The sequence below is a fragment of the Orrella sp. JC864 genome, from assembly GCF_037026685.1.
GTDB lineage: Bacteria > Pseudomonadota > Gammaproteobacteria > Burkholderiales > Burkholderiaceae_B > Orrella.
Genome location: NZ_JBANET010000034.1, coordinates 1 through 25059 on the forward strand (window position 1 = coordinate 1; position 25059 = coordinate 25059).

At 69.3% G+C, this 25059-nt stretch carries 24 protein-coding genes and 1 tRNA gene; 5 read left to right on the top strand and 20 right to left on the bottom strand.

Features of this window, described 5'->3' with window-relative positions:
* Positions 1–67 precede the first annotated feature (67 nt).
* The 8 genes from V8Z80_RS20030 to tyrS all read right to left on the bottom strand — a co-directional run bounded on the left by V8Z80_RS20030 (position 68) and on the right by tyrS (position 7290).
* Positions 68–158, bottom strand: a tRNA-Ser gene (locus tag V8Z80_RS20030).
* 89 nt (positions 159–247) lie between these two features.
* Complete coding sequence (locus V8Z80_RS20035; protein ID WP_336063238.1) at positions 248–1459, bottom strand: MFS transporter; 1212 nt, start codon at positions 1457–1459, stop codon at positions 248–250.
* 3 nt (positions 1460–1462) lie between these two features.
* On the bottom strand, positions 1463–2095 hold the full coding sequence (locus V8Z80_RS20040) for a riboflavin synthase (protein ID WP_336063240.1): 633 nt from the start codon (positions 2093–2095) through the stop codon (positions 1463–1465).
* A 39-nt stretch (positions 2096–2134) separates the two neighbouring features.
* On the bottom strand, positions 2135–3325 hold the full coding sequence (gene ribD, locus V8Z80_RS20045) for a bifunctional diaminohydroxyphosphoribosylaminopyrimidine deaminase/5-amino-6-(5-phosphoribosylamino)uracil reductase RibD (protein ID WP_336063241.1): 1191 nt from the start codon (positions 3323–3325) through the stop codon (positions 2135–2137).
* Between the two features lie 9 nt (positions 3326–3334).
* Entirely contained in the window at positions 3335–3811 is a 477-nt protein-coding gene (gene nrdR, locus V8Z80_RS20050) for a transcriptional regulator NrdR (protein ID WP_155197279.1), read from the bottom strand.
* A gap of 99 nt (positions 3812–3910) precedes the next feature.
* Complete coding sequence (gene glyA, locus V8Z80_RS20055; protein WP_155197280.1) at positions 3911–5155, bottom strand: serine hydroxymethyltransferase; 1245 nt, start codon at positions 5153–5155, stop codon at positions 3911–3913.
* Positions 5156–5352: 197 nt separating this feature from the next.
* Entirely contained in the window at positions 5353–6009 is a 657-nt protein-coding gene (locus V8Z80_RS20060; protein WP_155197281.1) for a YbhB/YbcL family Raf kinase inhibitor-like protein, read from the bottom strand.
* 48 nt (positions 6010–6057) lie between these two features.
* Positions 6058–7290, bottom strand: coding sequence for a tyrosine--tRNA ligase (gene tyrS, locus V8Z80_RS20065; RefSeq protein WP_336063242.1), 1233 nt, complete (start codon positions 7288–7290; stop codon positions 6058–6060).
* 326 nt (positions 7291–7616) lie between these two features.
* On the opposite strand from tyrS, the gene V8Z80_RS20070 reads away from it, so the two are divergent.
* A complete protein-coding gene (locus V8Z80_RS20070) occupies positions 7617–9041 on the top strand; it encodes a M23 family metallopeptidase (protein ID WP_336063243.1) in 1425 nt (474 codons plus the stop codon).
* Positions 9042–9090: 49 nt separating this feature from the next.
* Entirely contained in the window at positions 9091–10221 is a 1131-nt protein-coding gene (locus tag V8Z80_RS20075) for an anhydro-N-acetylmuramic acid kinase (RefSeq protein WP_442952010.1), read from the top strand.
* Between the two features lie 3 nt (positions 10222–10224).
* Here V8Z80_RS20075 and erpA read toward each other — a convergent pair whose 3' ends face one another.
* From erpA to pmbA, 6 genes are all read right to left on the bottom strand, one after another.
* A complete protein-coding gene (gene erpA, locus V8Z80_RS20080; protein ID WP_155196724.1) occupies positions 10225–10593 on the bottom strand; it encodes an iron-sulfur cluster insertion protein ErpA in 369 nt (122 codons plus the stop codon).
* Between the two features lie 168 nt (positions 10594–10761).
* A complete protein-coding gene (locus V8Z80_RS20085) occupies positions 10762–11511 on the bottom strand; it encodes a DUF6776 family protein (protein WP_336063245.1) in 750 nt (249 codons plus the stop codon).
* A 90-nt stretch (positions 11512–11601) separates the two neighbouring features.
* Positions 11602–12666, bottom strand: coding sequence for an N-acetyl-gamma-glutamyl-phosphate reductase (gene argC / locus V8Z80_RS20090; protein ID WP_336063246.1), 1065 nt, complete (start codon positions 12664–12666; stop codon positions 11602–11604).
* Between the two features lie 201 nt (positions 12667–12867).
* A complete protein-coding gene (gene rpsI, locus V8Z80_RS20095) occupies positions 12868–13260 on the bottom strand; it encodes a 30S ribosomal protein S9 (protein ID WP_155196743.1) in 393 nt (130 codons plus the stop codon).
* A gap of 12 nt (positions 13261–13272) precedes the next feature.
* Entirely contained in the window at positions 13273–13701 is a 429-nt protein-coding gene (gene rplM, locus V8Z80_RS20100) for a 50S ribosomal protein L13 (RefSeq protein ID WP_336063247.1), read from the bottom strand.
* A 261-nt stretch (positions 13702–13962) separates the two neighbouring features.
* The gene (pmbA, locus tag V8Z80_RS20105) at positions 13963–15327 is read right to left on the bottom strand and encodes a metalloprotease PmbA (RefSeq protein WP_336063248.1); all 1365 of its coding nucleotides are present in this window, start codon (positions 15325–15327) and stop codon (positions 13963–13965) included.
* Between the two features lie 115 nt (positions 15328–15442).
* Here pmbA and yjgA point away from each other — a divergent pair, with 115 nt between their 5' ends.
* Both yjgA and V8Z80_RS20115 read left to right on the top strand, forming a co-directional pair.
* A complete protein-coding gene (yjgA, locus tag V8Z80_RS20110) occupies positions 15443–16012 on the top strand; it encodes a ribosome biogenesis factor YjgA (protein WP_336063249.1) in 570 nt (189 codons plus the stop codon).
* On the top strand, positions 16009–16686 hold the full coding sequence (locus tag V8Z80_RS20115) for an alpha/beta hydrolase (protein WP_336063250.1): 678 nt from the start codon (positions 16009–16011) through the stop codon (positions 16684–16686). Before yjgA ends, V8Z80_RS20115 begins: the two co-directional genes overlap by 4 nt.
* A gap of 15 nt (positions 16687–16701) precedes the next feature.
* Here V8Z80_RS20115 and V8Z80_RS20120 read toward each other — a convergent pair whose 3' ends face one another.
* The 5 genes from V8Z80_RS20120 to V8Z80_RS20140 form a co-directional block, all read right to left on the bottom strand.
* Positions 16702–17028: a DUF4387 domain-containing protein gene (locus tag V8Z80_RS20120; RefSeq protein ID WP_155197267.1), complete on the bottom strand. Its 327-nt coding sequence runs from the start codon at positions 17026–17028 to the stop codon at positions 16702–16704.
* A 2-nt stretch (positions 17029–17030) separates the two neighbouring features.
* Positions 17031–18392, bottom strand: coding sequence for an acyclic terpene utilization AtuA family protein (locus V8Z80_RS20125; protein ID WP_336063252.1), 1362 nt, complete (start codon positions 18390–18392; stop codon positions 17031–17033).
* A gap of 68 nt (positions 18393–18460) precedes the next feature.
* Complete coding sequence (locus V8Z80_RS20130; protein WP_336063253.1) at positions 18461–19435, bottom strand: Bug family tripartite tricarboxylate transporter substrate binding protein; 975 nt, start codon at positions 19433–19435, stop codon at positions 18461–18463.
* A gap of 169 nt (positions 19436–19604) precedes the next feature.
* The gene (locus V8Z80_RS20135) at positions 19605–20504 is read right to left on the bottom strand and encodes a LysR substrate-binding domain-containing protein (protein WP_155197270.1); all 900 of its coding nucleotides are present in this window, start codon (positions 20502–20504) and stop codon (positions 19605–19607) included.
* The gene (locus V8Z80_RS20140; protein WP_336063254.1) at positions 20501–22954 is read right to left on the bottom strand and encodes a bifunctional acetate--CoA ligase family protein/GNAT family N-acetyltransferase; all 2454 of its coding nucleotides are present in this window, start codon (positions 22952–22954) and stop codon (positions 20501–20503) included. The genes V8Z80_RS20135 and V8Z80_RS20140 overlap by 4 nt, the downstream gene beginning before the upstream one ends.
* Positions 22955–23055: 101 nt before the next feature.
* On the opposite strand from V8Z80_RS20140, the gene gltX reads away from it, so the two are divergent.
* Entirely contained in the window at positions 23056–24462 is a 1407-nt protein-coding gene (gene gltX / locus V8Z80_RS20145) for a glutamate--tRNA ligase (protein ID WP_336063255.1), read from the top strand.
* Between the two features lie 13 nt (positions 24463–24475).
* On the opposite strand, the gene V8Z80_RS20150 is transcribed toward gltX, so the two are convergent.
* Entirely contained in the window at positions 24476–24985 is a 510-nt protein-coding gene (locus tag V8Z80_RS20150; protein WP_336063256.1) for a hypothetical protein, read from the bottom strand.
* Positions 24986–25059 lie beyond the last annotated feature (74 nt).

Sequence of the window (25059 nt, forward strand, 5' to 3'; positions counted from 1 at the left end):
AAAAAACCCCGCAGAACCTTGATTCTGCGGGGTTTCTAGACCTTCCTGGACTAGCCTGGAAAATTCTTGGCGGACAGAGGGGGATTCGAACCCCCGATACGCTATTCACGTATACACGCTTTCCAGGCGTGCGCCTTCAACCACTCGGCCACCTGTCCTGATGCGCACTTTGCGCCCGGCCCCACTGGGCCAGCCCACAAAACGGCAATCCGCGATTCTAGCAAAACTGGGCGAAAATTTCCCGCCGCTAGCGGCCGGCCGCCTGGCCCGGCAGCCGGAAGTGCCGCCTTTGCGCGTACAGCAGCACGCCGGCCAGCAAGGCCGGCACGGCAATCAGGAAGAACGCGATCCGATAACTGCCCGTTAGCGAGACCACCAGCCCGAACACCGGCGGCCCGAGCACCACGCCCAGGAAGGTACAGGTCAGCGTGCCGGCCGTGGCCATGCCGGCCTGGCCGGGCGGGGCCTGGCGCGCGACCTCGGCCAGGTACACGCCGTTCCAGCCGATGGCGCCCGCGCCCAGGGCGAACAGCACCAGGCCGAGCAGGACCTGGTGGCTGCCGGCCGGCAGCGCCGCCAGGGCCCAGCACGACAAGGCCATGGCGATGGCCAGCACGGCCAGCGTGGAAATCGCGCTGCCCAGCCGGTCGGCGCACCAGCCCCACAGGATGCGGCCGACCACGCCGGCCACCTGTGCGATCGAGAGCATGAGGCCGGCCAGCACCAGCGTGTAGCCCAGGCTGTCGTGCAGGTAGGTGACGGTGTAGGCGCTGACCGACAGCTGCACGGCCGAGAAGGTCAGCGAGGCCAGCGCCAGCAGCACCAGCGAACGCTGCGAGAAGATCAGCTTGAGCGGGGCACGCAGCTTGCCGCTGGCCGCGCGATGCAGCGGCTTGCGGTCGGCGTCCAGCTCGCGGCGCAGTCCTTGCGACAAGACGGTGCACAGCAGGCTGGCCAGGGCGAAGCCGGCCAGCGCGCCGCGCCAGCCCACCCACTCCAGCAGCCAGGGCGCCACCACGCCGGCCAGCACGCCACCCAGCGGCACGCCGGTCTGCTTGATGGAAAACACCAGCGACATGCGCCGGGCCGGCGTGGTCTTGACCAGCAGGTGCGAGCTGGCCGGCGTGATGGGACCGTAGCCGATGCCGATCAGCAGCGCGCCGGCCACCACCAGGGGCAGCCAGCCTAGCAGGCTGAGCAGCAGGCCCGAGGCGCTGAGCACCATGCCCAGCTGGCTGGCGCGGATGGCGCCCAGCCGGGTCACCCACTCGCCGGCCATGAGGCTGCCGATCATGGCGCCGCAATAGACCAGGGCCACATAGGCGCCCAGGGTTTCGGCGCCCACGCCGTAGACCGGTCCGATCACCGGCGCCAGCACGGGCACCACCAGCACGGCGGCCGAGACCAGCGACTGGATGGCGACCGTGATCGCCAGCGTGACGAACGGCGAGGCCCGCACGTCTCAGCCCGTCACGGCGATGCTGTGCGAGCCGCCCAGCATGCGCTCGACGTAGCGGGCGATGGTGTCGACCTCCAGGTTGACGCGATCGCCCGGCTTCAGGTGCTTGAGCGTGGTGGCGGCGACGGTATGGGGGATCAGGTTGATGCTGAAGTCGCAGCCCTCGGCCCCGTCGTCGATGCTGTTGACGGTCAGGCTGACGCCGTTGACGGTGATCGAGCCCTTGTAGGCCAGGTAGCGCGCCAGCGGCTTGGGCGCATGGAGCAGCAGTTCGTGCGATTCGCCCACCGGCGAGAAACGCAGCACCTCGCCCTGGCCGTCGACGTGGCCCGAGACCAGGTGTCCGCCCAGGTAGTCGCCCACCCGCAGCGACTTCTCCAGGTTCACCTCGCCTTTTTCGGCCAGGCCGCTGGTGCGGTTCAGGCTCTCGCGCGAGACCTCGACCTCGAAGCTGTCGTCCGTGCGGGCCACCACCGTCATGCAGGCGCCCTGCACGGCGATGGAGTCGCCGATGCGCACATCGGAAAGATCCAGTGCCCCGGCGGCGATGCGCAGGCGCACGCCGGCCTCGCTGCCCCCGGGCAGGGGCTGGACCTCGGTGACTCGGCCTACGGCGGCGACGATGCCGGTGAACATGGGGACTCCTTGGCTAGCAGTGACCGGAAACGGAAAAGATCATACGCCAGTCGATGCCGGCGGATGCGCCTGCGCTTCGTGGGCCAGCAGCTGCACCCGCTGGCGCAGGGCCAGCCAGCGGGCCGGCAGGTGCGCGCGCAAGCGCAGGTCCTCGCCCACGCGCGCCACGTCGGTGTAGGCAAAGCGCGGCGCCAGGTCCAGGTCCTGCAAGGCCGGCAAGGCAACCATGCCGGCGGCATCGCCCATCAGCATGGGGGCGCTGTAGACCAGCAGCTCGTCCACGCAGCCGGCCGCCAGCAAGGCGCCGCTGAGCATGGGGCCGGCCTCGACATGCACCTCGTTCACGCCGTCGGCGGCCAGCCAGCGCATGACGGCGGGCAGGTCCACGCGCTGGCCGTCGGCCTGCGGCAGCAGCACCACCTGCACGTTGCGCTGGGCCAGGCGCGCCATCTTGTCGTGGTCGGCCTGCGCGGCGAACACCAGGATGGGGCGCCCGTCGATCATGCGCGCGTCCTCGGGCAGCCGCAACGTGCTGTCGATCACGGCCCGGCGCGGCGGATGCGCGGTATCGACGGTGCGCGTATCGAGCAGCGGATCATCGGCCAGCACGGTGCCGATGCCGCTGAGCACCACGCAGCTGCGGGCGCGCCAAAGATGGCCGTCCTGGCGCGCGGCCGGCCCGGTGATCCACTTGGACACCCCGTTGTGCAGGGCGCTGCGCCCGTCCAGCGAAGCGGCCAGCTTGAGCCACGTCCAGGGCGTGCCGCGGCTCATGCGCGCGACGAAGCCGGCGTTCAGCTCCAGGGCCTGGTCCAGGCACACGCCCGTGCCGACGGCGATGCCGGCCTCGCGCAGCGTGCGCAGGCCGCGCCCGTTGACCTGCGGATTGGGATCGCCCATGGCCACCACCACCCGGCCCAGCCGGGCGCTCACCAGCGCATCGACACAGGGCGGCGTGCGGCCGTAGTGGCTGCACGGCTCCAGCGTGACGTAGGCGGTGGCGCCGGCGACATCCAGGCCCCGGCTGGCGGCCTGCCGCAAGGCCACGATCTCGGCGTGCGGCCCGCCGGGCGGCTGGGTGCCGCCCTCGCCGAGCACCTGGCCGCCGCGCACGATGACGCAACCCACGCGCGGGTTGGGACGGGTGCTGAACATGACCTGCCGCGCCTGCGCCAGCGCGCGGCGCATCCATGCCTCGTCGGCCTGCTCGGGGGAAAGACTGGCGTTCACTGGGCGGGACTACTTCTTGAGCTTGCCGGGCAGCAAGGGCCCCTGCATCTCGCGGATGGCCTCGACGAATTCGCCGATGTCCTCGAAGCTCTTGTACACCGAGGCAAAGCGCACGTAGGCCACCTTGTCCAGCTTCTTGAGTTCGGTCATGACCAGTTCGCCGATGTAGGCCGAGGACACCTCGCGCTGGCCGCTGGTCAGCAGGCTTTCCTCGATGCGGGCCACGGCCGCGTCCACGTCGCGCGTGCTGACCGGGCGCTTGCGCAAGGCCAGGGCCAGGCTGCCGCGCAGCTTGCCGGACTGGTATTCGCTGCGGCTGCCGTTGCGCTTGACCACCGAAGGCATGGCCAGCTCGACGCGCTCGTAGGTGGTAAAGCGCCGGTCACAGGCCAGGCAGCGCCGGCGCCGGCGGATGGTATCGCCCTCTTCGGAGACGCGCGAGTCGACCACCTGGGTATCGGAATGGTCGCAGAACGGACATTTCATAAAGGCCTACCTGTCGATGCCGCCCGCACGGCCGTCAATGCGGCGCGGCGCCCGGAAGCTGCCGGCCCGGCCGGCGGCAGGCCGGGCCAGGCTGCCAGTCTAGCGGTAAACGGGCAGCCGCGCCGTCAGTTCGTTGACGCGCTTGCGCACCGATTCGATGACCGCCGCATCGCGCGGGGCATCGAGCACGTCGGCGATCAGGTTGCCGGTGAGCTCGGCCTCGGCCTGGCGGAAACCGCGCGTGGTCATGGCCGGGGTACCCAGGCGCACGCCGCTGGTGACGAAGGGCTTTTCCGGGTCGTTGGGGATGGCGTTCTTGTTGACGGTGATGTGGGCCTGGCCCAGGACAGCCTCGGCTTCCTTGCCGGTGATGCCCTTGGCGCGCAGGTCCACCAGCATGACGTGGCTTTCGGTGCGGCCCGAGACGATGCGCAGGCCGCGCTTGACCAGGGTGTCGGCCAGCACCTGGGCGTTCTTGACCACCTGGGCGGCGTAATCCTTGAACTCGGGCGAGAGCGCTTCCTTGAAGGCCACGGCCTTGGCCGCGATCACGTGCATCAGCGGGCCGCCCTGGATGCCGGGGAAGATGGCCGAGTTGACGGCCTTCTCGTGCTCGGCCTTCATCATGATGACGCCGCCACGCGGCCCGCGCAGCGACTTGTGCGTGGTGGAGGTGACGAAGTCGGCGTGCGGCACCGGGTTGGGATAGGCGCCGCCGGCGACCAGGCCGGCATAGTGGGCGATGTCCACCATGAACAGCGCGCCGTGCTCGCGGGCGATGCGGCCCAGGCGCTCGAAGTCGATGTGCAGCGAATAGGCCGAGGCGCCGGCCACGATCAGCTTGGGCCGGTGCTCCTTGGCCAGCTGCTCCACGCGCGCGTAGTCCAGCACCTCGTCGGCGTCCAGGCCGTATTGCAGGAAGTTGTACAGCTTGCCCGACTGGTTGACCGAGGCCCCGTGCGTCAGGTGCCCGCCCTCGGCCAGGCTCATGCCCAGCACCGTGTCGCCCGGCTTGAGCACGGCGTTGTACACGCCCTGGTTGGCCTGCGAGCCGGAGTTGGGCTGCACGTTGGCCGCCTCGGCGCCGAACAGCTGCTTGAGCCGGTCGATGGCCAGCTGCTCGACCACGTCCACGTATTCGCAGCCGCCGTAGTAGCGCTTGCCCGGATAGCCTTCGGCGTACTTGTTGGTCAGCTGCGTGCCCTGGGCCTGCATGACGGCCGGGCTGGCGTAGTTTTCCGAGGCGATCAGCTCGATGTGCTGTTCCTGGCGAAGGTCTTCCTTCTGGATGGCGGCCCAGACGTCGGGATCCACTTGGGCGATGGTGCGGGAGCGGTCGAACATTGCGGGTTCCTGAAAACCGAAAGATCAAACCGCTAGTTTACCTGCCCGCCCGCCGGCGCCGCCCGGCAAAGCGCAGCGGCGCGGGCCGCGCCGGCCCGAGCGTGGGCTGGCCGCCACGGCCGGAGGCCCTGCCGCAAAAACGGCTCAAGCCAGCGGGAGATCCGCTCAAGTTGCGCCCGGTCCGCCGGCCGGCGCGGCTAGACCGCCGTGGTCGAGCCCACCTGCCGCGGCGCCAGCCGCGGGTTCAGGGTATAGGTGCCCGTCAGGCTGGCCTGGTCCAGCACGCAGCCCTGCATGGCCCGCAGCACGTCGGCGGCAGTAAAGCGCCCCTCGACGGGCAGCTTGTCCACGTTCAGCGCATACAGCGTAAAGACGTAGCGGTGCACCTTGGCGTCGTTCCAGGGCGGGCACGGGCCGTCGTAGCCGAAATAATCGCCATTCATGTCGCGGTCGGCGGCGAACCACGAGGTGTAGTCGTTGACGCCCTGGCGCACGCCGTGCGGCGACAGCGGGCCGCCCTTGCCGCGCGGGGTGATGCCGCTGCTGAACGCCCCTTCGTCGATCTCGCGGCGATCGGCCGGCAGCTCGATCAGGACCCAATGGGCGAAATCCATGCGCGGCAGGTCGGCCGGCACCTCGCGGCCCTCCTGGTTGACGTCGGCCGGGTCCGAGGGTGCGTCCGGATCGATGCAAAGCAGGGCGAAGGAACGGGTGCCCTCGGGCACCTCGTCCCAGGCAAGGTGGGGGTTGTAGTTGTCCGCGAGGGCCACGTGCGACTGCGGGTCGATCTTGGCGAACGCGTAGCGCTCCGGGATAGCCTCGCCTTCCGAAAAGGACAAACTCGTCAGCTTCATGAACGTGCTCCTTGGTACGGCGAACCTTCGCAATATTGGGACGAAGGCCTATCCTCGCAAGGTAACACGGGCGAACTTGCGTTTACCCACCTGCACCACGTAGCACCCCTCGGTCAATTGCAACGATTTGTCTTCGATGCGGGCGCCGTCCACCCGCACCCCGCCCTGCTCGACGTTGCGCTGCGCTTCGGAGGCCGATGCCGCCAGCCCCGCCTCGCGCAGCAGCTTGAGGATGCCCAGGGGCGCGCCGCCCAGCGTGACCTCGGGCATGTCCTCGGGGATGGCGCCGTCGCGAAAGCGCGCCTCGAAGGCGGCCAGCGCCGCCTGGGCGGCCGCCTGCCCATGAAAGCGCGCCACGATCTCGCTGGCCAGCATCACCTTGGCGTCGCGCGGATTGCGGCCGTTCTCGGTTTCGGCGCGCAGCCTGGCGATCTCGGCCTCGGACAGGAAGGACAGCAGCGTGAAATAGCGCCACATCAGGGTGTCCGAGATGGACATGAGCTTGCCGAACATGGACTCGGCCGGCTCGGAGATGCCGATGTAGTTGCCCTTGGACTTGGACATCTTCTCGACGCCGTCGGTGCCTTCGAGCAGCGGCATGGTCAGGATGCACTGCGGCTCCTGGCCGTACTCCTTCTGCAGCTCGCGGCCCACCAGCAGGTTGAACTTCTGGTCGGTGCCGCCCAGCTCCAGGTCCGACTTGAGCGCCACCGAATCGTAGCCCTGCAGCAAGGGGTACAGGAACTCGTGCACCGAAATGGGCACCCCGCCCTTGAAGCGCCGGGTGAAGTCGTCGCGCTCCATCATGCGCGCCACGGTGTAGCGCGAGGCCAGCTGGATCAGGCCGCGCGCGCCCAGCGGATCGCACCACTCGGAGTTGTAGCGGATCTCGGTGCGCTCGGGGTCCAGCACCATGCTGGCCTGCGCATAGTAGGTGCGGGCGTTGCTTTCGATCTGCTCGCGGCTGAGCGGCGGACGGGTGCTGTTGCGCCCGCTGGGATCGCCGATGGTGGTGGTGAAGTCGCCGATCAGGAAGATGACCGTGTGGCCCAGGTCCTGCAGCTGGCGCATCTTGTTGAGCACCACCGTATGGCCCAGGTGGATGTCCGGCGCGGTGGGGTCCAGGCCCAGCTTGATGCGCAGCGGCACGCCGGTGGCGCGGCTGCGGGCCAGCTTGCGGGCGAATTCCGATTCGACCAGGAGCTCGTCCACCCCGCGGCGCACGATCTGCAGATCGGCCTGGACTTCGGGACTGTCGGCGGCGTCGGAGGGGTGGGACATAGCGAAAATCAACCTTGATGGGTAGCGGAAATACGTTAAAAGGTGTTAAAAACGTCGAAATAAATGCCCACATGGGCTAGCATCCTGGGCTAATCATAGTGCAAGCTTTGGCTTAGCTTGTCTCACTAAGTCCCTGGTTTCACTTCAATCCAGTCTTCCCGGCCTTTGCAGCAGGCAGGCCGACACGCAAGGTAACACGCCCCGGCAGGCCGGGGCGGCCCTGCAGCCACAGGCCCTCCGGGGGGCCTGCCGCAGCAGGCCGGCCGGCGTGGCGCCTGCGTGCCGCCAGGGCCGGTTCCGCACTTCCAGGCAGAGGTTCTTACACGATGACTCGTGGGCTAAACACTCCAGCGCGCAACGCAAGCACCCGGATGGACCCCGCGCCTGGCACCGCCACGCTGTCAACAGGACCCTCGCGCCGCATGCGCGTCCTGCGCCGTTCGATGCTGGTGGCGGCCTTCGGCCTGTTCGGGGCCGCCGCCGCGCTGGGCATGGTCCAGACCGACCCCCACGAAGCGCTGCCGCCCCTGCGCCAGGTGCAGGACATCATCACCCTGCCGCCCGAATCGCTGGAAGCCAGCGCGCCCGCTGCGGATGATACCCCGTATGTGCACGAAACGCGGATCCGCCAGGGCGACACGCTGGCCTCGGTGCTGGCCCGCCTGGACGTGGACGCGCCGGGCCTGCAGCGCTTCCTGACGCACGATGCGTCGGCCCGCAGCATCTACAAGCTCTACCCGGGCCGCTCGGTGCAGGCCGCCACCGACGCGGCGGGCAATCTGCGCTGGCTGCGCTACATCCACACGCCGGGCAACGAAAGCGACGGCGAGGTCGTCACCCGGCTGCTGCAGGTCGAGCCCACCGAGGACGGCTACAAGGCCGCCGAACTGACCCACCAGACCGAGCGCCAGGTGCGCGTGGCCGTGGGCACCATCACCAGTTCGCTGTTCGGCGCCACCGACGCGGCCGGCGTACCCGACTCCATCACCCTGCAGATGGCCGAGATCCTGGGCAGCCGCATCGACTTCCTGCGCGACCTGCGCCAGGGCGACCAGTTCCGCGTGGTCTACGAGGTGCGCACCCACGAAGGCCGCTATGCCGGCGCCGGCCGCGTGCTGGCGGTCGAGTTCGTCAACCGCGGCAAGAGCCACACCGCCGTTTGGTTCAGCCCCGAAGGCCAGAGCGGCAGCTATTACGCGTTCGACGGCACCAGCCTGCGCGGCGCCTTCCTGCGCACGGCGCTGAAGTTCACCCGCATCAGCTCCAAGTTCGGCGGCCGCATGCATCCCATCCACAAGCGCTGGATCGGCCACAAGGGCGTGGACTACGCCGCGCCTACCGGCACGCCCATCCACGCCACCGCCGACGGCGTGGTGCACCATGCCGGCTGGATGAACGGCTATGGCAACACGGTGCACCTGCAGCACCATGGCAAGTACTCCACCCTGTATGCCCACGCCAGCCGCCTGGCGCCCGGCCTGAAGAAAGGCGACAAGGTGCGCCAGGGCCAGGTGATCGCCTACGTGGGCGCCACCGGCTGGGCCACCGGCCCGCACCTGCACTACGAATTCCGCATCAACGGCACCCCTGTGGACCCGCTGTCGGTCGACCTGCCGGTGGCGCGCGCGCTGGAGGCCAAGGAGCTCAAGGCATTCCAGGCCGCCGTGCAGCCCTATACCGAGCAGATCAAGCTGCTGACGCAGTTCCAGCAGACCCTGCCGGAAGAACTGGCCAACGTGGCCAGCCGCTGAGCCGGCGGGCAGTCCGGCGCATCGCCGTCCGGACCCGCCGCCTCGCACGCTGCCCGCACCCGCCCAAGCGCCGCACGCCATGGCTCATCCCACGCTTTGCATCGGCCTGATGTCCGGCACCAGCCTCGATGGCGTGGATGGCGTGCTGGCCGACTTCTCGGGCGAGCGCCCGGAAGTGCTGGCCCAGGCCAGCCTGGCCATGCCGGCGGCACTGCGCGCCGAACTGCTGGCCTTGAACACGCCCGGCCATGACGAGCTGGGCCGCGCCGCCCTGGCGGCCAACGCCCTGGTCCAGCAGTACGCCCAGGTGGTGGCCGCGCTGCTCTATCGCGGCGAGGCCGAACCCCGGCAGATCGCCGCCATCGGTGCGCACGGCCAGACGGTGCGCCACCGGCCCGAGCTGGGCTACACCCTGCAGCTGAACGCCCCCGCCCTGCTGGCCGAGCTGACCGGCATCGGCGTGGTGGCCGATTTCCGCAGCCGCGACGTGGCCGCCGGCGGCCAGGGCGCGCCGCTGGCGCCGCTGTTCCACGACGCCTGCTTCGCCGCGCAAACGCCCCGCGCCATCCTGAACCTGGGCGGCATCGCCAACGTCACCCTGCTGCGCCGGGGCCGCCCGCCCGTGGGCTTTGACACCGGCCCGGCCAACGTGCTGATGGACCTGTGGTGCGCCCGGCATACCGGCCAGGCCTTCGATGCCGACGGGCGCTGGGCCGCCGGCGGGCATGCCGATGCGCAGCTGCTGGGTCTGCTGCTGGCCGAGCCGTGGCTGGCCCTGCCCCCGCCCAAGTCCACCGGACGCGACCTTTTTAACGCCGCCTGGCTGGACGGCAAGCTGGCCGCGCTGGGGCGCACGCCGGCTCCCCAGGACGTGCAGGCGACGCTGCGCCAATACACCGCGCAGACCGTCGCCGACGCCATCGGCGCGCATGGCGCGGACATCGAACAGGTATTGGTATGCGGGGGAGGCGCCCGCAACCGCGGGCTGATGCAGGCCCTGGCCCAAGCCCTGAGCCGGCCGGTGCGCGGCACCGACGCGGCGGGCGTCCCGCCCCAGCTGGTGGAGGCGCTGGCCTTCGCCTGGTTGGCCTGGCAGCACGTGCGCGGCCGGGCGCTGCCCACGGCCACGGTTACCGGCAGCCGCGGCGCCCGGGTGCTGGGCGCCTGGTATCCGGCCTGAACGTCAGACCGAGAACGAGGAGCCGCAGCCGCAGGTGGTGGTGGCGTTGGGGTTGCGGATGACGAACTGCGCGCCTTCCAGGTCTTCCTTGTAGTCGATCTCGGCGCCGACCAGGTATTGGAAGCTCATGGGGTCGACCAGCAACTGCACGCCGTTCTTCTCCAGCGTGGTGTCGTCCTCGTTGGTGTCCTCGTCGAAGGTAAAGCCGTACTGGAAGCCCGAACAGCCGCCGCCTTGCACGAACACGCGCAGCTTGAGCTTGTCGTTGCCCTCTTCTTCCAGCAGCTGCTTGACCTTGGCGGCGGCAGCGTCGGTAAAGACCAGCGGCGTGGGCGGCGCCTGCAGGTCGGTGGTTTCGGTGATGGCGTTCATAGGGAGACTCCTGTCGTCCCGGGTGAGGGACGCGTAAGGCCGCGCGCCGGAAAAAATGGCGGGCGCAGGCCCGAGCCCGCCTGCTGGCGGGATATTTAGACACTATAGCGCAGACGCGGTACGGCTGCCCCAGCACCCCTGAAGGCAGCATGGGCTAGCCGGCCGGCCCTAGGGATCGAGCTCGATGCTGCGCGAGGCCCTGACCGTATCGCCTTCAAGCACGTGCACCGTGACGCTTTCGGGGGCGAAGCCTTCGGGCAGCGCCAGCATGCCCTCGCTGCGGACATACTGGTCGAAATTCAGCGCCAGCGTCTCCTTGGCGGCCTCGGAAGGCGACGCGATCGTACCGTCTTCCTTGACCTGCAGCGGGCCCAGCTCCAGGGTAACGTCCTGGCCGTCCGCCTTGCCGGCGGCCATGAACTGCAGCTTGCCCGAGAAGGGCCCGTTGCCGTTGTGGCCGTTGCGCATCAGCAGCACGCGATAGCGCAGCCCCACGCCCTGCCGCACCACGGTGGCCGCGCGGATGTCCAGCGACCCTTGCGGGCCGGGAGGCAGGAGCTGTTCGTAGAAGGCCAGCTGGTCGCGCACGCGGCCCAGTTCGGCCTGCTGCGCCAGCAGCTGCGCTTCGAGTTCCTTGCGTGCGGCCCGCTGCACGGCGGTTTCGCCGTCGGCGGTATCCAGCTGCGCGCGCAAAAAGCGGATCTCGGCCTCGCGCTGGGCCTGGCTGGCCTGCAGGGCCGCCAGTTGCTCCTTGCTCAGGCTGGCGCGGTCCTGGCTGTAATACAGCGTAGCGGCCTGGAAGCCGGCCGCTGCCCCCACGCACAGGGCCAGCAGCACCACCATCAGCCACAGCAGGTACGATCCCCGTCGCCCGCGCCTCGAAGGGGCGGGCTCGGACGGCGGGCGGTCAACATCCATGCAGATCCATCCAGGCTAGACACCCCGTACAGACCCTTGCCGCGGGGCGAAGGTTCCGCACGGGCAGGCGCCGCCTGGGGCCGGTTGACGCTAAGGCAGGATGGCGACCTGGTCCAGGCCGGCCGTCTCGGGCAGGCCGAACATCAGGTTCATGTTCTGCACGGCCTGGCCCGAGGCGCCCTTGACCAGGTTGTCCTGCACCACCAGGATGACCAGCTGGTCGCCGCCCTCGGGCCGCTGCACGGCGATGCGCAGGGTGTTGGAGGCGCGCACCGAGCGGGTCTCGGGCAGGCTGCCGGCCGGCAGCACGTCCACGAAGGGATCGTTGGCGTAGCGCTGCTCGAACAGGGCCTGGAAATCGGTGCCGCGGGCCTCGGGCAGGATGCGGGCATAGAGCGTGGAGAACATGCCGCGGATCATGGGCACCAGGTGCGGCACGAACACCAAGCCGACCGGCTGGCCGCCGTTCAGGCGCTGCAGCTGGGCGGAGATCTCGGGGTGGTGGCGATGGCCGGCCACGCCATAGGCCTTGAAGTTGTCGCTGGCTTCGGAGAACAGCGTATGCACCTCGGCCTTGCGGCCGGCGCCGGTCACGCCGGACTTGCAGTCGGCGATGATGCTGCCGGTATCGACCCGCGCGCCGCCTTCGAGCAGCGGCGCCAGCCCCAGCAGCACGGTGGTGGGATAGCAGCCGGGGTTGCCGATGACGCGTGCCTTGGCGATGGCCGCGCGGTCAAGCTCGACCAGGCCGTAGACCGACTCGGCCAGTATTTCCGGGCAGCTGTGCGGGATCTTGTACCAGCGCTCGAACATGGCCTGGTCCTTCAGGCGGAAGTCGGCCGCCAGGTCGATGATGCGCACGCCGGCCTCGAGCAGCTCGCGCGCCTGCGCCATGGCCACGCCATGCGGCGTGGCGAAGAACACCACGTTGCAGCCGGCCAGCGGGGCCTTGTCGGGGCTGGAGAAAGCCAGGTCCACGCGTCCTCGCAGGTTGGGGAACATCTCGGCCACCGGCATGCCGTCTTCCTTGCGGGAGGTGATGGCGGTGAGTTCCACGTGCGGATGCTGCGACAGCAGGCGCAGCAGCTCGACACCGGTATAGCCGGTGCCGCCGACGATGCCGACCTTGATGCGGGGTTGCGAGGACTGGACCATGATGCGTTCCTGGTAAAGAGACGAAGATATTAACGCGAGCCTGTGACAGCGCCCAGACGGCCCGGCGATGAAAATAGCCCCCACGCTGCGCCTTCGGCTTGCTGCCCCCCCCGAGGGGGCCGCTTTTTCATCTTGGGACGGCCCGGCGATGAAAAAGGCCGCACGAGGCGGCCTTTTTCGACAAGCACGGACGAGCCGCGATCAGCGCTTGCTGAACTGCTTGCGGCGGCGTGCCTTGTGGAAGCCGACCTTCTTGCGCTCGACTTCGCGGGCGTCGCGCGTGACCAGTCCGGCCTGCGACAGCGCGGGCTTGAGGCTGGCGTCGTAGTCGATCAGCGCGCGGGTGATGCCGTGGCGCACCGCGCCGGCCTGGCCGCTTTCGCCGCCGCCGTGCACGTTGACGTGAAAGTCGAACGATTCGAGGTGGCCGGTCAGCTCCAGGGGCTGGCGCACGACCATGCGGCCCGTTTCGCGGGCGAAGTATTCGTCCACAGCCTTGCCGTTGACGACGATCTTGCCCGTGCCCTTCTTGAGGAACACGCGCGCCACCGAGGTCTTGCGGCGGCCGGTTCCGTAGTTCCAGTTACCGATCATGATGGGCCTTCCTTAGAAATCCAGCGGCTGCGGCTGCTGGGCGGTGTGCGGGTGCTCGGCGCCGGCGTACACCTTCAGTTTCTTGATCATGGCGTAGCCCAGCGGACCCTTGGGCAGCATGCCCTTGACGGCCTTCTGGATGGCGCGGCCGGGGAAACGCTCCTGCAGCTTGCGGAAGTTCGTCTCGCGGATGCCACCGGGATAGGTGGTGTGGCGGAAGTACTTCTTGTCTTCCGTTTTGTTCCCGGTCACGACGATATCGGCAGCGTTGATGATGACGATATAGTCGCCCGTGTCGACGTGGGGCGTGAATTCCGGCTTGTGCTTTCCGCGCAGACGGCGTGCGACTTCGCTGGCCACACGACCGAGGACCTTGCCCTTGGCGTCGATCACATACCAGTCACGCTTGACTTCATGCGGCTTGGCCACAAAGGTCTTCATGATTGGATTCCTGTTGAAAATGGTGCGCCGCCCACACCGGGCAGCGGCAATGCGCCTTACCTGTCCCGCGCCAAAACGTTATAAAGAGCCGTCCGTGCGCTTCCGATCCGCCCCGATAAAAAGGGCTTTTTCATAGGTAAGCCGGCCATTCTAGCACATTGCGCATTTTTGCCAAGCTGTCAAGCATTTATGCCACAGCGCCGCCGGGACAGGGCCCGCCCCGCGTGATCCCGTCCCGGGCAGGCCAGCCGGAAAACCGGCTCAGGCCCCGGCCACCGACATGCGCTCGATCAGCACCGAACCGGCGCACTTGGTGCCGCGGCAGATGCGGTCCGCCCCCACCGCGACGATCTGCCGGAACATGTCGGCCAGGTTGCCGGCGATGGTCACCTCCTGGACGGCGTGCTGGATCTCGCCGTTCTCGACCCAGTAGCCGAAGGCGCCGCGCGAGTAGTCGCCGGTAACGTAGTTCACGCCCTGGCCGATCAGTTCGGTAACCAGCAGGCCCGTGCCCAGCTTGCGCAGCATGGCGCGGAAATCATCGTCCTCGCGGGTCAGGGACGAGTGCAGGGTCAGGTTGTGCGATCCCCCGGCATTGCCGGTGGAAACCATGCCCAGCTTGCGCGCGGTGTAGGTGGACAGGAAATAGCCCTGCAGCACCCCGCCCTGGACCACCTTGCGCGAGAGCGTGCGCACGCCCTCGTCGTCAAAGGGCGAGCTGCCCATGGCGCCGGGCACGAAAGGATCTTCGAGCACGTCCACGTGCTCCGGAAAGATGGGCTTGCCCAGCGCATCGACCAGGAAGCTGGCCTTGCGGTAGAGCGCGCCCCCGCCGGCGGCCTGCGTCAGCGCGCCCAGCAGGCCCAGCGCCAGCGGCGCCTCGAACAGCACCGGGAACTTGCCCGTCTTGATGCGTCGGGCCGACAGGCGCGAGAGCGCGCGTTCGGCGGCGTAACGGCCGACGTCTTCGGGCGCGGCCAGCCTGGCCGGGTCGCGGTCGCTGCTGTACCAGTAGTCGCGCTGCATGTGCGCGCCGCGCCCGGCGATGGGCGCGACCGACAGGCTGTGGCGCGAGTACGGGTAGCCCGCCAGGAAGCCGCGGGTATTGCCCAGCACGAAATGGCCTTCGTAGGTGCTGACGCTGGCCCCGTCGGAATTGGTGATGCGCGGGTCGGTTGCATCGGCGGCCCGCTCGGCGCGCACGGCCAGGTCCACGGCCTGCTCGGTGGACAGCGGCCAGGGATGGTGCAGCGACAGGTCGGGAAAATCGCGCGCCAGCAGTTCGGGCTCGGGCAGGCCCGCGGCCGGGTCTTCGGCGGTATAGCGGGCGATGTGCCAGGCGGCCTCGACGGTTTCCTTCAGGGCCGCGGCCGAGAAGTCCGAGGTCGAGGCCGAGCCGCGCCGCTGGCCGGCGTAGACGGTGATGTCCAGCGATCGGTCGCGGGTCTGCTCGATGGTCTCGACATCGTGCTTGCGTACCGTCACCGCCAGCCCCTGGCTTTCGGATATCTCGGCGGCCGCGTCGCTGGCGCCCAGCGAACGGGCATGCCCGAGCGCCTGTTGCACGAGTTCGCGAAAACGCGCCTGGTTTTCCTCTATGGGTAGGGAGTGTTGAGCTTTTGCCATTGCAGTCCAATGCGGTGAGACGGGTATCATAGCCAAGTCGACCGAGCCGGCGCCCGCCGGTGCGGGCTGCCATCGGGCAAGCCCTGCCGGCCGGTCCCTGCCTTCGCACATCCGCATGAACGTTCATTCCCCCCAGCCGGGCGACGCGCCCGGCAGCGGCTTCGACGACGATTTCGACGACCGCCCCAGCAAATCGCAGGTCAAGCGCGAGATGCATGCCCTGCTCGACCTGGGCAAGACGCTGGTCGAGCTGCCCCCCGAAAGGCTGCGGCAGCTGCCGCTGTCCGAGCGCCTGTACGAGGCCATCCGCGAGGCCCAGCGCATCACCAGCCATGGCGGGCGCCGCCGCCAGGTGCACTTCGTGGGCAAGCTGATGCGCGACGCGCCGGCCGAGCAGATCCGCCGCCAGCTGGACGAGTGGTCCAAGGGATCGCGCGAGCAGACCGCGCACATGCACCGCCTGGAAGCCCTGCGCGAGCGCCTGCTGCAGGACGACGAGGCGCTGACGCAGCTGCTGAACGAGCACCCGCAGGCCGACAGCCAGCACCTGCGCACCCTGGTGCGCCAGGGCCGCAAGGAAGCGGCCGCCAACGCCGCGCTGCCCGAAGGGCGCGAGCCCCAGCGCAAGCATTACCGCGCCCTGTTCCAGGCGCTCAAGAACCTGATCGAGACTCCCGCACAATGAGCCTGACCGACCTGCTCGACACCGTCGAGATCGAGACCGCGCCCAACCCCACGCACGCCGTGATCTGGATGCACGGACTGGGCGCCGACGCCAACGACTTCGTGCCCATCGTGCCCGAGCTGCGCCTGGGCGCAAGCCCGGCGGTGCGCTTCGTGTTTCCCAACGCCCCGGTGCAGCCGGTCACCATCAACGGCGGCATGGCCATGCGCGCCTGGTACGACATCCTGGTGATGGACCTGGTGCGCCGCGAGGACGGCCCGGGCATCGTGCGCTCGGCGCAGGCCATCGCGGCCCTGATCGCGCGCGAGAACAGCCGCGGCATCCCGGCGCGCAACATCGTGCTGGCCGGTTTCTCGCAAGGCTGCGCCATGGCCCTGCACACCGGGCTGCGCCATCCGGAACGGCTGGCCGGCCTGGTCGGCCTGTCGGGCTACCTGCCGCTGGTCGACGCCTTTGCCGGCGAGCGCCATGCGGCCAACGCCGACACGCCGATCTTCCTGGCGCACGGCACCTACGACCCGGTGGTGCAGCTGGCGCGCGCCGAGGCCTCGCGCGCCATGCTCGAACAGATGGGCCACCCGGTGCAATGGCATACCTATCCAATGCCCCATTCGGTGTGCCCGCCCGAGATCGGCGACATCGCGGCGTTTCTCAGGCAGGTGCTGCAGGGCTGAGGCGGGACGCCGGCCTCAAGCCGGTACCTGCATGCGAGTAAGGGGCACGTGCTGCTGGCAGCCGTACACGTCGCGGTCGGTCACGTCACCGGAACTCACCGGGCGCCGGATGGTGATCTTGAAGGCCCGGGCCGCATCGAAGGGTGTGCACACCAGCACCTGATCCGGGGCGATGGCAAAGGCCCGTGCCACGCTTTGCACCGTCAATACGCCGCTGCGCTTGACGTGCAGGTAGGGCTCGTCCCGATCGAACATGATGTCGAAGGTCAGCTCGAAAGGGCCTGAATTCTTGCTGCGTATGACCTTGGCGTAGTCGGTCATGGGCCGTGTCTGGCTTGCCATGTTCAGTTCCTGATCGTTTCGTAATGAATGGGAAAACACTCGCAGGGATCGGCCACCGGCATCAGGTGATAGATCGAGAACCGGTAGGCCGGCCCGACCGGGATGCCAAAAGGCGAGAACGGATAGGCCATATTGCCGGCCGTAGTCAAGATGCCCGGGTAATGCGCATGTTGCAGCACCCCGCGCGAGAACATCGCCACCGCCGTGGCCGTGTCCTGGTCCGGCGCCACCGCGTCAATGACCAGGCCCACCTCCTTGGGCGCCACGTCCGGGTCGGGCTCCAGGCTGCCCATGACGCCGTCCTTGCCATAGGTGCGAAACAGCAGGCTGATGCCGTTCTCCTGCAACCCGAAGCGCTCCTGGGCACGCTCGCGCACGTGCTCGAAAACGTGGTCCAGTTCGCGGATCATGACCGCGTCGCGTATGCCCACCACCACGATGCTGCGATAGCCGACCTGCTGCGCGGCCTCCAGCTTGACGCGGTACTGCGGATCCTTCAGATAGGCGCTGCCGCGCACCCGCACGATGCGCTCGCCGGACTGCTCGAAGGTGGCGCGCGTCAGGTCGTTGATGCCGCCGGGGCCGGCCTGCAGGAAAGGATCGCTGCGCTCGTACAGCGAGTGGCCCGCCACCGAGACCGTGGTGCAGCGGCTGTCCGGATTGCCCGGCTCGACCTCGAAATGGTCGGCGCGCACGCGGCCGATCATGGGTTCGCCCAGGTCGTAGGGCACGGCCGACAGCCCGGCGCACTCCAGGATCTTGCCGCAGTGCAGGGACAGGCCCGGCTCGAAGCCGCGCAGTACCGGCAGCGCCGCGAACACTGCGTCGTCGCAGGCACGACCGGCGATGATGACCTCGGCGCCGGCCTCGAGCGCGCGCATGAATGGCTCCATGCCCATCTGCGCCACGACCGGACCGGCGGCATCGACGGTCTCGGTGCTCAGGCTACCCTGCGGCCCCAGCGATTGCAGCGGCCCTGCCGCGATCTTGCGCTTAAGGTAGTCCTTGTCTATCTGGGCGCCGATGATGGCCAGCTTGAACGAGAGCTTCTGCTCGGCCGCAACCTCCCGCACCAGCCCGATCATCGCGGCCAGCGTGGCGTCCGAACCATTGGTGATGGCCGAGCCGATCAGCAGCGGAATGCTGGCCGAGCGCGCCGCGGCCAGCATGACGGCCAGGTCGCGCCGGTAGGCCGACATGGGCAGGAAGGGACGATCCGCGCCATGGTAGTAGGGCCCCATGTCGGTGGAGCCGGCATCCTGGCCGATGAAATCTGGCGCGGCCTGCATGGCCCGCTTGAACGAGGCCAGGTTGTAGCCGCTGCCCATGGAGCCCGATGGCGCGACGCCGGTGACTTGTTTCATTTTCTGCTTCCCGAAAAAACAGGCCGGGCGCTGCCCGGCCAAACTGGCGCCCACAGGCGCCGCCTTGCCTAGTTGGACGAAAGGTTCACGATCTTGGCCAGTTCGGCCCAGCGGGCGGCGTCATCGGCCATCATGGCCTGAAAGTCCTGGACCGAGCCGCCCTTGCTTTCCATGCTGTTGGCGGCCATGGCCTGCTGGAACGACGGTTCGTCCAGCATGTCGCCGACGATCCGCGACAGCCGTTCGATGCGCTCCTGCGGCGTGCCGGCCGGCGCCATCAGGCCGATCCACACCGAAGCCTGCAGGTTGGGATAGCCCAACTCCGCGAAAGTAGGCACGTCCGGCAAAGCGGCCAGGCGCTGGGGCGAAGCCACCGCCAGGGGCCGCACCATGCCCGATTCGGTCAACCCCTTGGCCGAACCCACGAAGGTGAACAGCAGCGGCACCTGGCCCCCGGCCAGGTCTTGCAGCGCCGGCGCGGCGCCACGGTACGGCACGTGGGTAACCGAGGCTCCCAGCTGCTGGGCCATCAGCTCCATCGCCAAGTGCGAGATGCTGCCATTGCCGCTGGAAGCGATTTGCAGGCTCTGTCCCTTGGCTGCCTCGACCACGTCGGCGAACTGCCGGTACCCGGACTTGGCGCTGGCATAAAGCACGGCCGTCTGGTCCACCAGATGCACGACCGGCACCAGGTCGCGCTGCGGGTCGTAGCTCATGTCCTTGTAAACCAGCGGCGCGATGGTCACCTGGCCGTTGCTGGCCAGCAGCAGCGTGTGGCCGTCCGGGGCGGACTTCGCAACCCGCGCCGCGCCGATCAGGCCGCCGGCGCCACCCACGTTCTCCAGGATCATGGCTTGGCCTGTGGTTGCCTCAAAGCGCTGGGCCAGGGGCCTGCCGACCGTGTCCAGGGAGCCGCCCGCCGGATAGGGCACCACCAGGGTGACAGGACGGTCCGGATAGGAGGCGGCCAGCGTCACGCCGGGAAGCGCCGCCAGAACGACCGCCGCCAGCCGGCGGCGCGTATGCAACAAAGCTCGCTTCATCGTTTTCCCCTTGTCACTGGGGCTGCCGAGACGGCGCCCCGCCGCCTTGCCGGCGGTTCGGGAAAAATTCTAGGAGCGGGGCACCGGCCTGTCTCATGCCGATATGGCGCCGGCGCATAACATCGCGTTAATCACCGCGCCAGCCGGGCCTGTGCAGGCAATTGCAAGGCTAGCCGGCAGGCACCAGCAGGGGATGCCGCAGGCCGCGCAGGGTATCGACGAACTCCTGCACGATGGCCGACAGCGGCTCGTAGCGCGAATAGCCCAGTCGCACCTGCAGGTCGATGGTCGGATGCAGCGCGCGCACCTGCAGATCTGGCCAATCGCCGCCCAGCTGCGCCTGTTCGTCGACCAGGGCAATGCCCAGGCCGCGCCTTGCCATGGCGCAGGCCACGTGCGTCTGCTTGACCTCGGCCACCCAGCGCGGCGCCATCCGCGCACCGTCGTACAGGCGCGCTATCGCATGCGCCAGCGGTGTCTCGGCGCTATAGCCGACGATGGCCTCGTCGCGCAGGTCCGCGATGCGCAGCCGCTCGCGCGTGCACAGGCGATGGCCCGGCGGCAGCACTGCGACGATGCGGTTGCGAAACAGCGCATGGCTTTGCAGGCGGGCGTGCTGCAGGGGCACGATGGCCACTGCCACATCGGCCTTTTGCGTGAGCAGCGCGTCGGTCAGCGCATCGGCCAGCATGCCTTCGATGCAGACCCGGACATCGGGCTGGCGCTGCGCGAAAGCGGCGATTGCCATGGGCATGAGCGCACTGGCCAGACTGGGGCTGCAGGCGATGCGCAGTACGCCCCTGCCAAGGTTGGCCATGTCGCTGGCCAAGCCGTTGATACGCTGCACGCCCTGGTACAGCAGTTCGATCTCGCCAAACAGGCGGTGCGCCTGCGGCGTGGGATGCAGGCGCCCGCGCAGCCGCTGGAACAAGGCAAAGCCCAGCTTCTGTTCCGTATAGGCCAGCAGCCGGCTGACCGCCGGCTGCGAGACGTGCAGCAACTGGGCTGCGCCGCTGACCGAACCGGCCACCATCACCGCCCGGAAAACCTCGATCTGACGCAGGTTCATGACGCCGAAGGGCTAGCGCCGCCATGCAGGTCCAGCCACACCCGCCGCATGGTCGGATCCTCGGGGTCGGGATCGTTGACAAAGCCCAGGCGCGTCATCAGCGACAGCATGGGCCGGTTGTTGGCCAGCACCATGCCGTCGATGTACTCCAGGTGCTGCTCGCGCGCCGCTTCGATCAGGACTTTCATCAGCTCGCCGCCCAGGCGGCGGCGCTGCCATTCGTCGCCCACCACCAGCGCGTATTCGGCGCCGCGCCCGTCCGGATTGCGCAGGTAGTGCGCCAGGCCGATGATGACTTCGCGCGGATGGCCGCGATGGGCGGGGTTGGGCACATGCGTGGTGGCCACCAGGGCCAGCTCGCGGTGATAGTCGACCTGCGTGTAGCGGGCCAGCATGCGCGGGGTCAGCTCGCGCATCATCGAGACGAAACGCATGTAGCGGGTGCGCTCGGACAGGTCGCGCACGAACTCCTGCAGCGCCTGGGCGTCCTCGGGACGGATGGGGCGGATGGTCCAGGGCGTGCCGTCCTCGAACTGACGGGCCTGCACCCAGCGCGTCGGATACGGATGGATGGCCATGTGCGGATAGCCGCGCGCCTGCGGGTCGGACACCGTCGGCTCGGCCGTGAGCGTGATGGCCACCGCCCCGGCGGTCAGCGCGGTATCGCCCAGGTACAGCGGATCGATCTCCAGCGATTCCACATCGGGCAGCTCGCTGGCCAGCGCCGCGGCCTGCTCGAGCAGTTCCTGCAAGGCATCGAGCGCGGCCGGACTGGCCGCCCGCGCCAGCACGCGGCGCCACAGGCGGCTGCGCTCGATCAGCTGACGCGCCAGGAAGGCATTGAGCGGGGCCAGGTCCATGCCGCGGTCCGGGCCGTCGAGCACGCCGGCCGGCCCGCCCGTGCCCAGCCGCACCACCGGCCCGAAACGCTGGTCGCGCGCCACGCGCACGGCCAGCGGCACCGGCGCGGCGTCGGCCGGCATGGCGCCATCCAGCGCGGCCAGCGGCACCCGGAACGCGGCCAGCAGCGCGCGCACCTCGTCCTCCTGCAGCGCGAGCCGGCCGGCCCGGCGCGCCGCCGCGATGGCCTGGCGGGCCCGGTCCAGGTCCGGCGGGCTCTCGAGCGGCTCGGGCGATTGCGTTTGCAGCAGCAGTTGCTGGTTGTAGTGATACGAGGCCAGCACGCCGAAGGCATCGGCGGCCGACTCGGGAGTGCGGAAGGCGGGAGTGCCCGCATCGTCCATGCGCCGCCGCAGCGGCCGCATGCCGGCATCGCCCATGAAACAGGTCAGCAGCGGCTTGCGCGCGCGCGGGGCGATCTCGGCCAGCCGGGCCGTGACGGCGGGCATGTCCGAACGCGCATCGGGCGCAAGCAGCACCAGCACCCCGTCGACGTTGGGATCCTCGAGCAGGATGTCCAGGATGGCCTGGGCGCGCGCGGGCGTAAGCGGCAGGTAGGTGATGACCGGGTTGCCCGGCGGGGCGCTGGGCTCCAGCTGCTCGGCCAGCGCCCGCTGCGTGGCGGCCGAGAGCTCGGCGCGCAGCGTGGGCGCGTTCGCCCCCATCAGGTCCAGCGCCAGCTGCGGCGGACCGCTGCCGTTGGAGAACAGCGCGATGCGCCGGCCCTTGGGACGGCGGGCATAGCCCAGCACCTTCAGCGCCGAGAACAGCTGCACGAAATAGCGCACCCTGACGGCGCCGGCGCGCCCGAGCGCGGCATCGAAGGCCGCATCGGCCAGGCTGGAATCCAGCGCGCGGCCGGCCTTGAGCACCACCACCGGCTTGACGCTGGCCGCCGCGCGCAAGGCGCTGACGAATTCGCGCGCAAAGCCCACGTCCTCGATGTACAGCGCGATGCTGTCGGTGCGCGGGTCGCCGGCCAGGAAATCGAGCACTTGCGGCAGGCCCAGCACGGCCTCGTCGCCCAGCGCCAGCGCGGTCGAAAAGCCGATCTGCACGTCTTCGGCCCAATCCATGACCGCGGCCATGATGGCGCGCGACTGCGCCACCAGCGCCACCCGGCCGCTGCGGGCCAGCAACGGGTGCTGGCTCAGGTTCAGCCCCGCATGGGGGCGCTGGATGCCGAAGGCATTGGGCCCCAGCAGCGCGCAGCCGTGTTCGGCGGCCCAATCGCGGCACAGCCGCGCCGTGGCTCGCGGATCGGGATCGGCCTGGTCGTGCGGCAGCAGGATGGCGGCGGCCGGCCGCAGCGCGGCCAGCCAGTGCAGCGTCGCGGGCACCGCGGCCGGCGCCACGCATACCAGGGCCAGTTCGAGCCCGCCGGGCGCCGGCGCCTGCGCCTGGCCTGGCGGCTCGCCGGGCTCGCAGTCGATGCGCACCAATCCCTCGCGCAAGGCGGCGGGCAGCGACTGCAGCACCGGCTGGGGGCGGTCGCTGACCACCAGCAGGGAGCGCGGCTCGAACAGGGGTGCCAAGGCGTGGCGCAGCATCGGCGTAGGCTCAGTCCATTAAAATGGCGACTTTGCAACGATACACCCTTGCTTTTGCGCTGGCGCGCCCGCGCCGGCCAAAGCGCATCGCGCCTGCCTCCATGTCCACCGCTTCCGCCGTCCGCACCCGCTTCGCCCCGTCTCCCACCGGCTTCCTGCACCTGGGAGGGGCCCGCACCGCCCTGTTCGCCTGGGCCTTCGCCCGCCACCATGGCGGCACCTTCGTGCTGCGCATCGAGGACACCGACCTCGAGCGCTCCACGCCCGAGGCCGTGCAGGCCATCCTGGACAGCATGCAGTGGCTGGGCATGCAGCCCGACGAAGGCCCCTTCTACCAGATGCAGCGCATGGACCGCTACCGCGAGGTCGTGGCCCAGATGCTCGAGGCCGGCACGGCCTATTACTGCTACAGCACGCCCGAGGAAGTCGAAGCCATGCGCGAGGCCGCGCGCGCGCGGGGCGAGAAGCCGCGCTACGACGGCACCTGGCGCCCCGAGCCGGGCAAGACGCTGCCGCCCGTGCCCGAGGGCCGCAAGCCCGTGGTGCGCTTCAAGAGCCCGCAAGAAGGCGCGACCGGCTGGGACGACATGGTCAAGGGCCCGATCAGCTTCGACAACAGCGAGCTGGACGACCTGGTGATCGCGCGCCCGGACGGCACGCCCACCTACAATTTCTGCGTGGTGGTGGACGACTGGGACATGCGCATCACCCACGTGCTGCGCGGCGACGACCACGTCAACAACACCCCGCGCCAGATCAACATCCTGCGCGCGCTGGGCGCCGAGCTGCCGCGCTACGGCCACGTGCCGATGATCCTGGGCCCGGACGGCGAAAAGCTGTCCAAGCGCCACGGCGCGGTCAACGTGATGGAGTACGACAAGCAGGGCTACCTGCCCGAGGCCATGGTCAACTACCTGGCGCGGCTGGGATGGAGCCACGGCGACGACGAGCTCTTCACCCGCGAGCAGCTGGTGCAGTGGTTCGATACCCGCCACCTGTCCAGGTCGGCGTCGCAGTGGGACCCCAAGAAGCTCAACTGGGTCAACGCGCACTACATCAAGCAGGCCGACGATGCCTGGCTGGCCGAGCGCGTGGCCCCGCGCATCGCCCAGCGCGGCGGCAACCCGCAGGCGGCGGACCTGCCGGCCGTGATGGGCCTGTTCAAGGACCGCGCCGAAACCCTGGAGCAGCTGGCCGAGAACGCCATGCTGTTCTGTGGTCCCCATCGCGCGGCCGCGCCGGAGCTGGCCGCCCAGCACCTGACCGAGCCGGCCCGCGCCGCGCTGGCCGATTTCGCCCAGCGCGCCGCGCGGGGCGAATGGACGCGCGAGGCGCTGTCGGCGCACATCAAGGCGGTGCTGGCCGAACGCGGCATGAAGATGCCGCAGCTGGCCATTCCCCTGCGCGTGGCGGTCACCGGCCAGGCCCAGACGCCGGCCATCGACGCGGTGCTGGCGCTGCTGGGCCGGGATACGGTGCTGGAGCGGCTGGCGCTGGTGCAGGGCTAAGGCGCTTGCAACGCTAAGGCATCCGATAGCCCGGCGGCATCTTGCGCGCGGTCACCGGCCGCGCGCCCGGCACGTCCTCGCGCGTGACCAGTTGCGTGGCGCCGACCTTCTCCACGCGGTAGGTATTGCGGTAGATGGGATCGCCCGCATCGACCGCCTCGCCATTGGAATGGGTGACGCGCGTGGTGTAGGTATTGCCGGCCGTCTCCCAGCACCCGGTTTCGCGCAGTTCGGCGCGCAGGTTGCGGCCATCGTGATGGCGGGTTTCACTGCGAAAGCTGCCGTCCTCCTGCAGCACCAGCAGGCGCCGCATCTCGCCCTTGATGCCGGCCTGCTTGCTGACCGAATACCAGTTGCCTACCAGCGGCGACTGGCCCGCCGGGCGGCAGGGCTCGGGCTGGGCAGGCGCCTGGGCGGCGGCCGGGGCCGGCGGCGCGGCATCGGGAGCCTGGCGCGGCATCGAGCAGCCGGCGGCCAGGGACAGGGTCAGGGCGCAAGCACCCGCGCGATATACGAAACGCATCAACGAACCACCTTTAAAAAAACCACGCTGCGCCTTCGGCTTGCTGCCCCCCAAGGGGGCGCTTTTGCCTTGGG

Excerpts from the sequence above, each read along its gene's own strand:
- V8Z80_RS20040 (WP_336063240.1), bottom strand. The coding sequence starts at position 2,095 with ATGTTCACCGGCATCGTCGCCGCCGTAGGCCGAGTCACCGAGGTCCAG.
- nrdR (WP_155197279.1), bottom strand. The coding sequence starts at position 3,811 with ATGAAATGTCCGTTCTGCGACCATTCCGATACCCAGGTGGTCGACTCG.
- glyA (WP_155197280.1), bottom strand. The coding sequence starts at position 5,155 with ATGTTCGACCGCTCCCGCACCATCGCCCAAGTGGATCCCGACGTCTGG.
- V8Z80_RS20060 (WP_155197281.1), bottom strand. The coding sequence starts at position 6,009 with ATGAAGCTGACGAGTTTGTCCTTTTCGGAAGGCGAGGCTATCCCGGAG.
- tyrS (WP_336063242.1), bottom strand. The coding sequence starts at position 7,290 with ATGTCCCACCCCTCCGACGCCGCCGACAGTCCCGAAGTCCAGGCCGAT.
- V8Z80_RS20070 (WP_336063243.1), top strand. The coding sequence starts at position 7,617 with ATGACTCGTGGGCTAAACACTCCAGCGCGCAACGCAAGCACCCGGATG.
- erpA (WP_155196724.1), bottom strand. The coding sequence starts at position 10,593 with ATGAACGCCATCACCGAAACCACCGACCTGCAGGCGCCGCCCACGCCG.
- V8Z80_RS20085 (WP_336063245.1), bottom strand. The coding sequence starts at position 11,511 with ATGGATGTTGACCGCCCGCCGTCCGAGCCCGCCCCTTCGAGGCGCGGG.
- argC (WP_336063246.1), bottom strand. The coding sequence starts at position 12,666 with ATGGTCCAGTCCTCGCAACCCCGCATCAAGGTCGGCATCGTCGGCGGC.
- rpsI (WP_155196743.1), bottom strand. The coding sequence starts at position 13,260 with ATGATCGGTAACTGGAACTACGGAACCGGCCGCCGCAAGACCTCGGTG.
- rplM (WP_336063247.1), bottom strand. The coding sequence starts at position 13,701 with ATGAAGACCTTTGTGGCCAAGCCGCATGAAGTCAAGCGTGACTGGTAT.
- pmbA (WP_336063248.1), bottom strand. The coding sequence starts at position 15,327 with ATGGCAAAAGCTCAACACTCCCTACCCATAGAGGAAAACCAGGCGCGT.
- yjgA (WP_336063249.1), top strand. The coding sequence starts at position 15,443 with ATGAACGTTCATTCCCCCCAGCCGGGCGACGCGCCCGGCAGCGGCTTC.
- V8Z80_RS20115 (WP_336063250.1), top strand. The coding sequence starts at position 16,009 with ATGAGCCTGACCGACCTGCTCGACACCGTCGAGATCGAGACCGCGCCC.
- V8Z80_RS20120 (WP_155197267.1), bottom strand. The coding sequence starts at position 17,028 with ATGGCAAGCCAGACACGGCCCATGACCGACTACGCCAAGGTCATACGC.
- V8Z80_RS20125 (WP_336063252.1), bottom strand. The coding sequence starts at position 18,392 with ATGAAACAAGTCACCGGCGTCGCGCCATCGGGCTCCATGGGCAGCGGC.
- V8Z80_RS20130 (WP_336063253.1), bottom strand. The coding sequence starts at position 19,435 with ATGAAGCGAGCTTTGTTGCATACGCGCCGCCGGCTGGCGGCGGTCGTT.
- V8Z80_RS20135 (WP_155197270.1), bottom strand. The coding sequence starts at position 20,504 with ATGAACCTGCGTCAGATCGAGGTTTTCCGGGCGGTGATGGTGGCCGGT.
- V8Z80_RS20140 (WP_336063254.1), bottom strand. The coding sequence starts at position 22,954 with ATGCTGCGCCACGCCTTGGCACCCCTGTTCGAGCCGCGCTCCCTGCTG.
- gltX (WP_336063255.1), top strand. The coding sequence starts at position 23,056 with ATGTCCACCGCTTCCGCCGTCCGCACCCGCTTCGCCCCGTCTCCCACC.
- V8Z80_RS20150 (WP_336063256.1), bottom strand. The coding sequence starts at position 24,985 with ATGCGTTTCGTATATCGCGCGGGTGCTTGCGCCCTGACCCTGTCCCTG.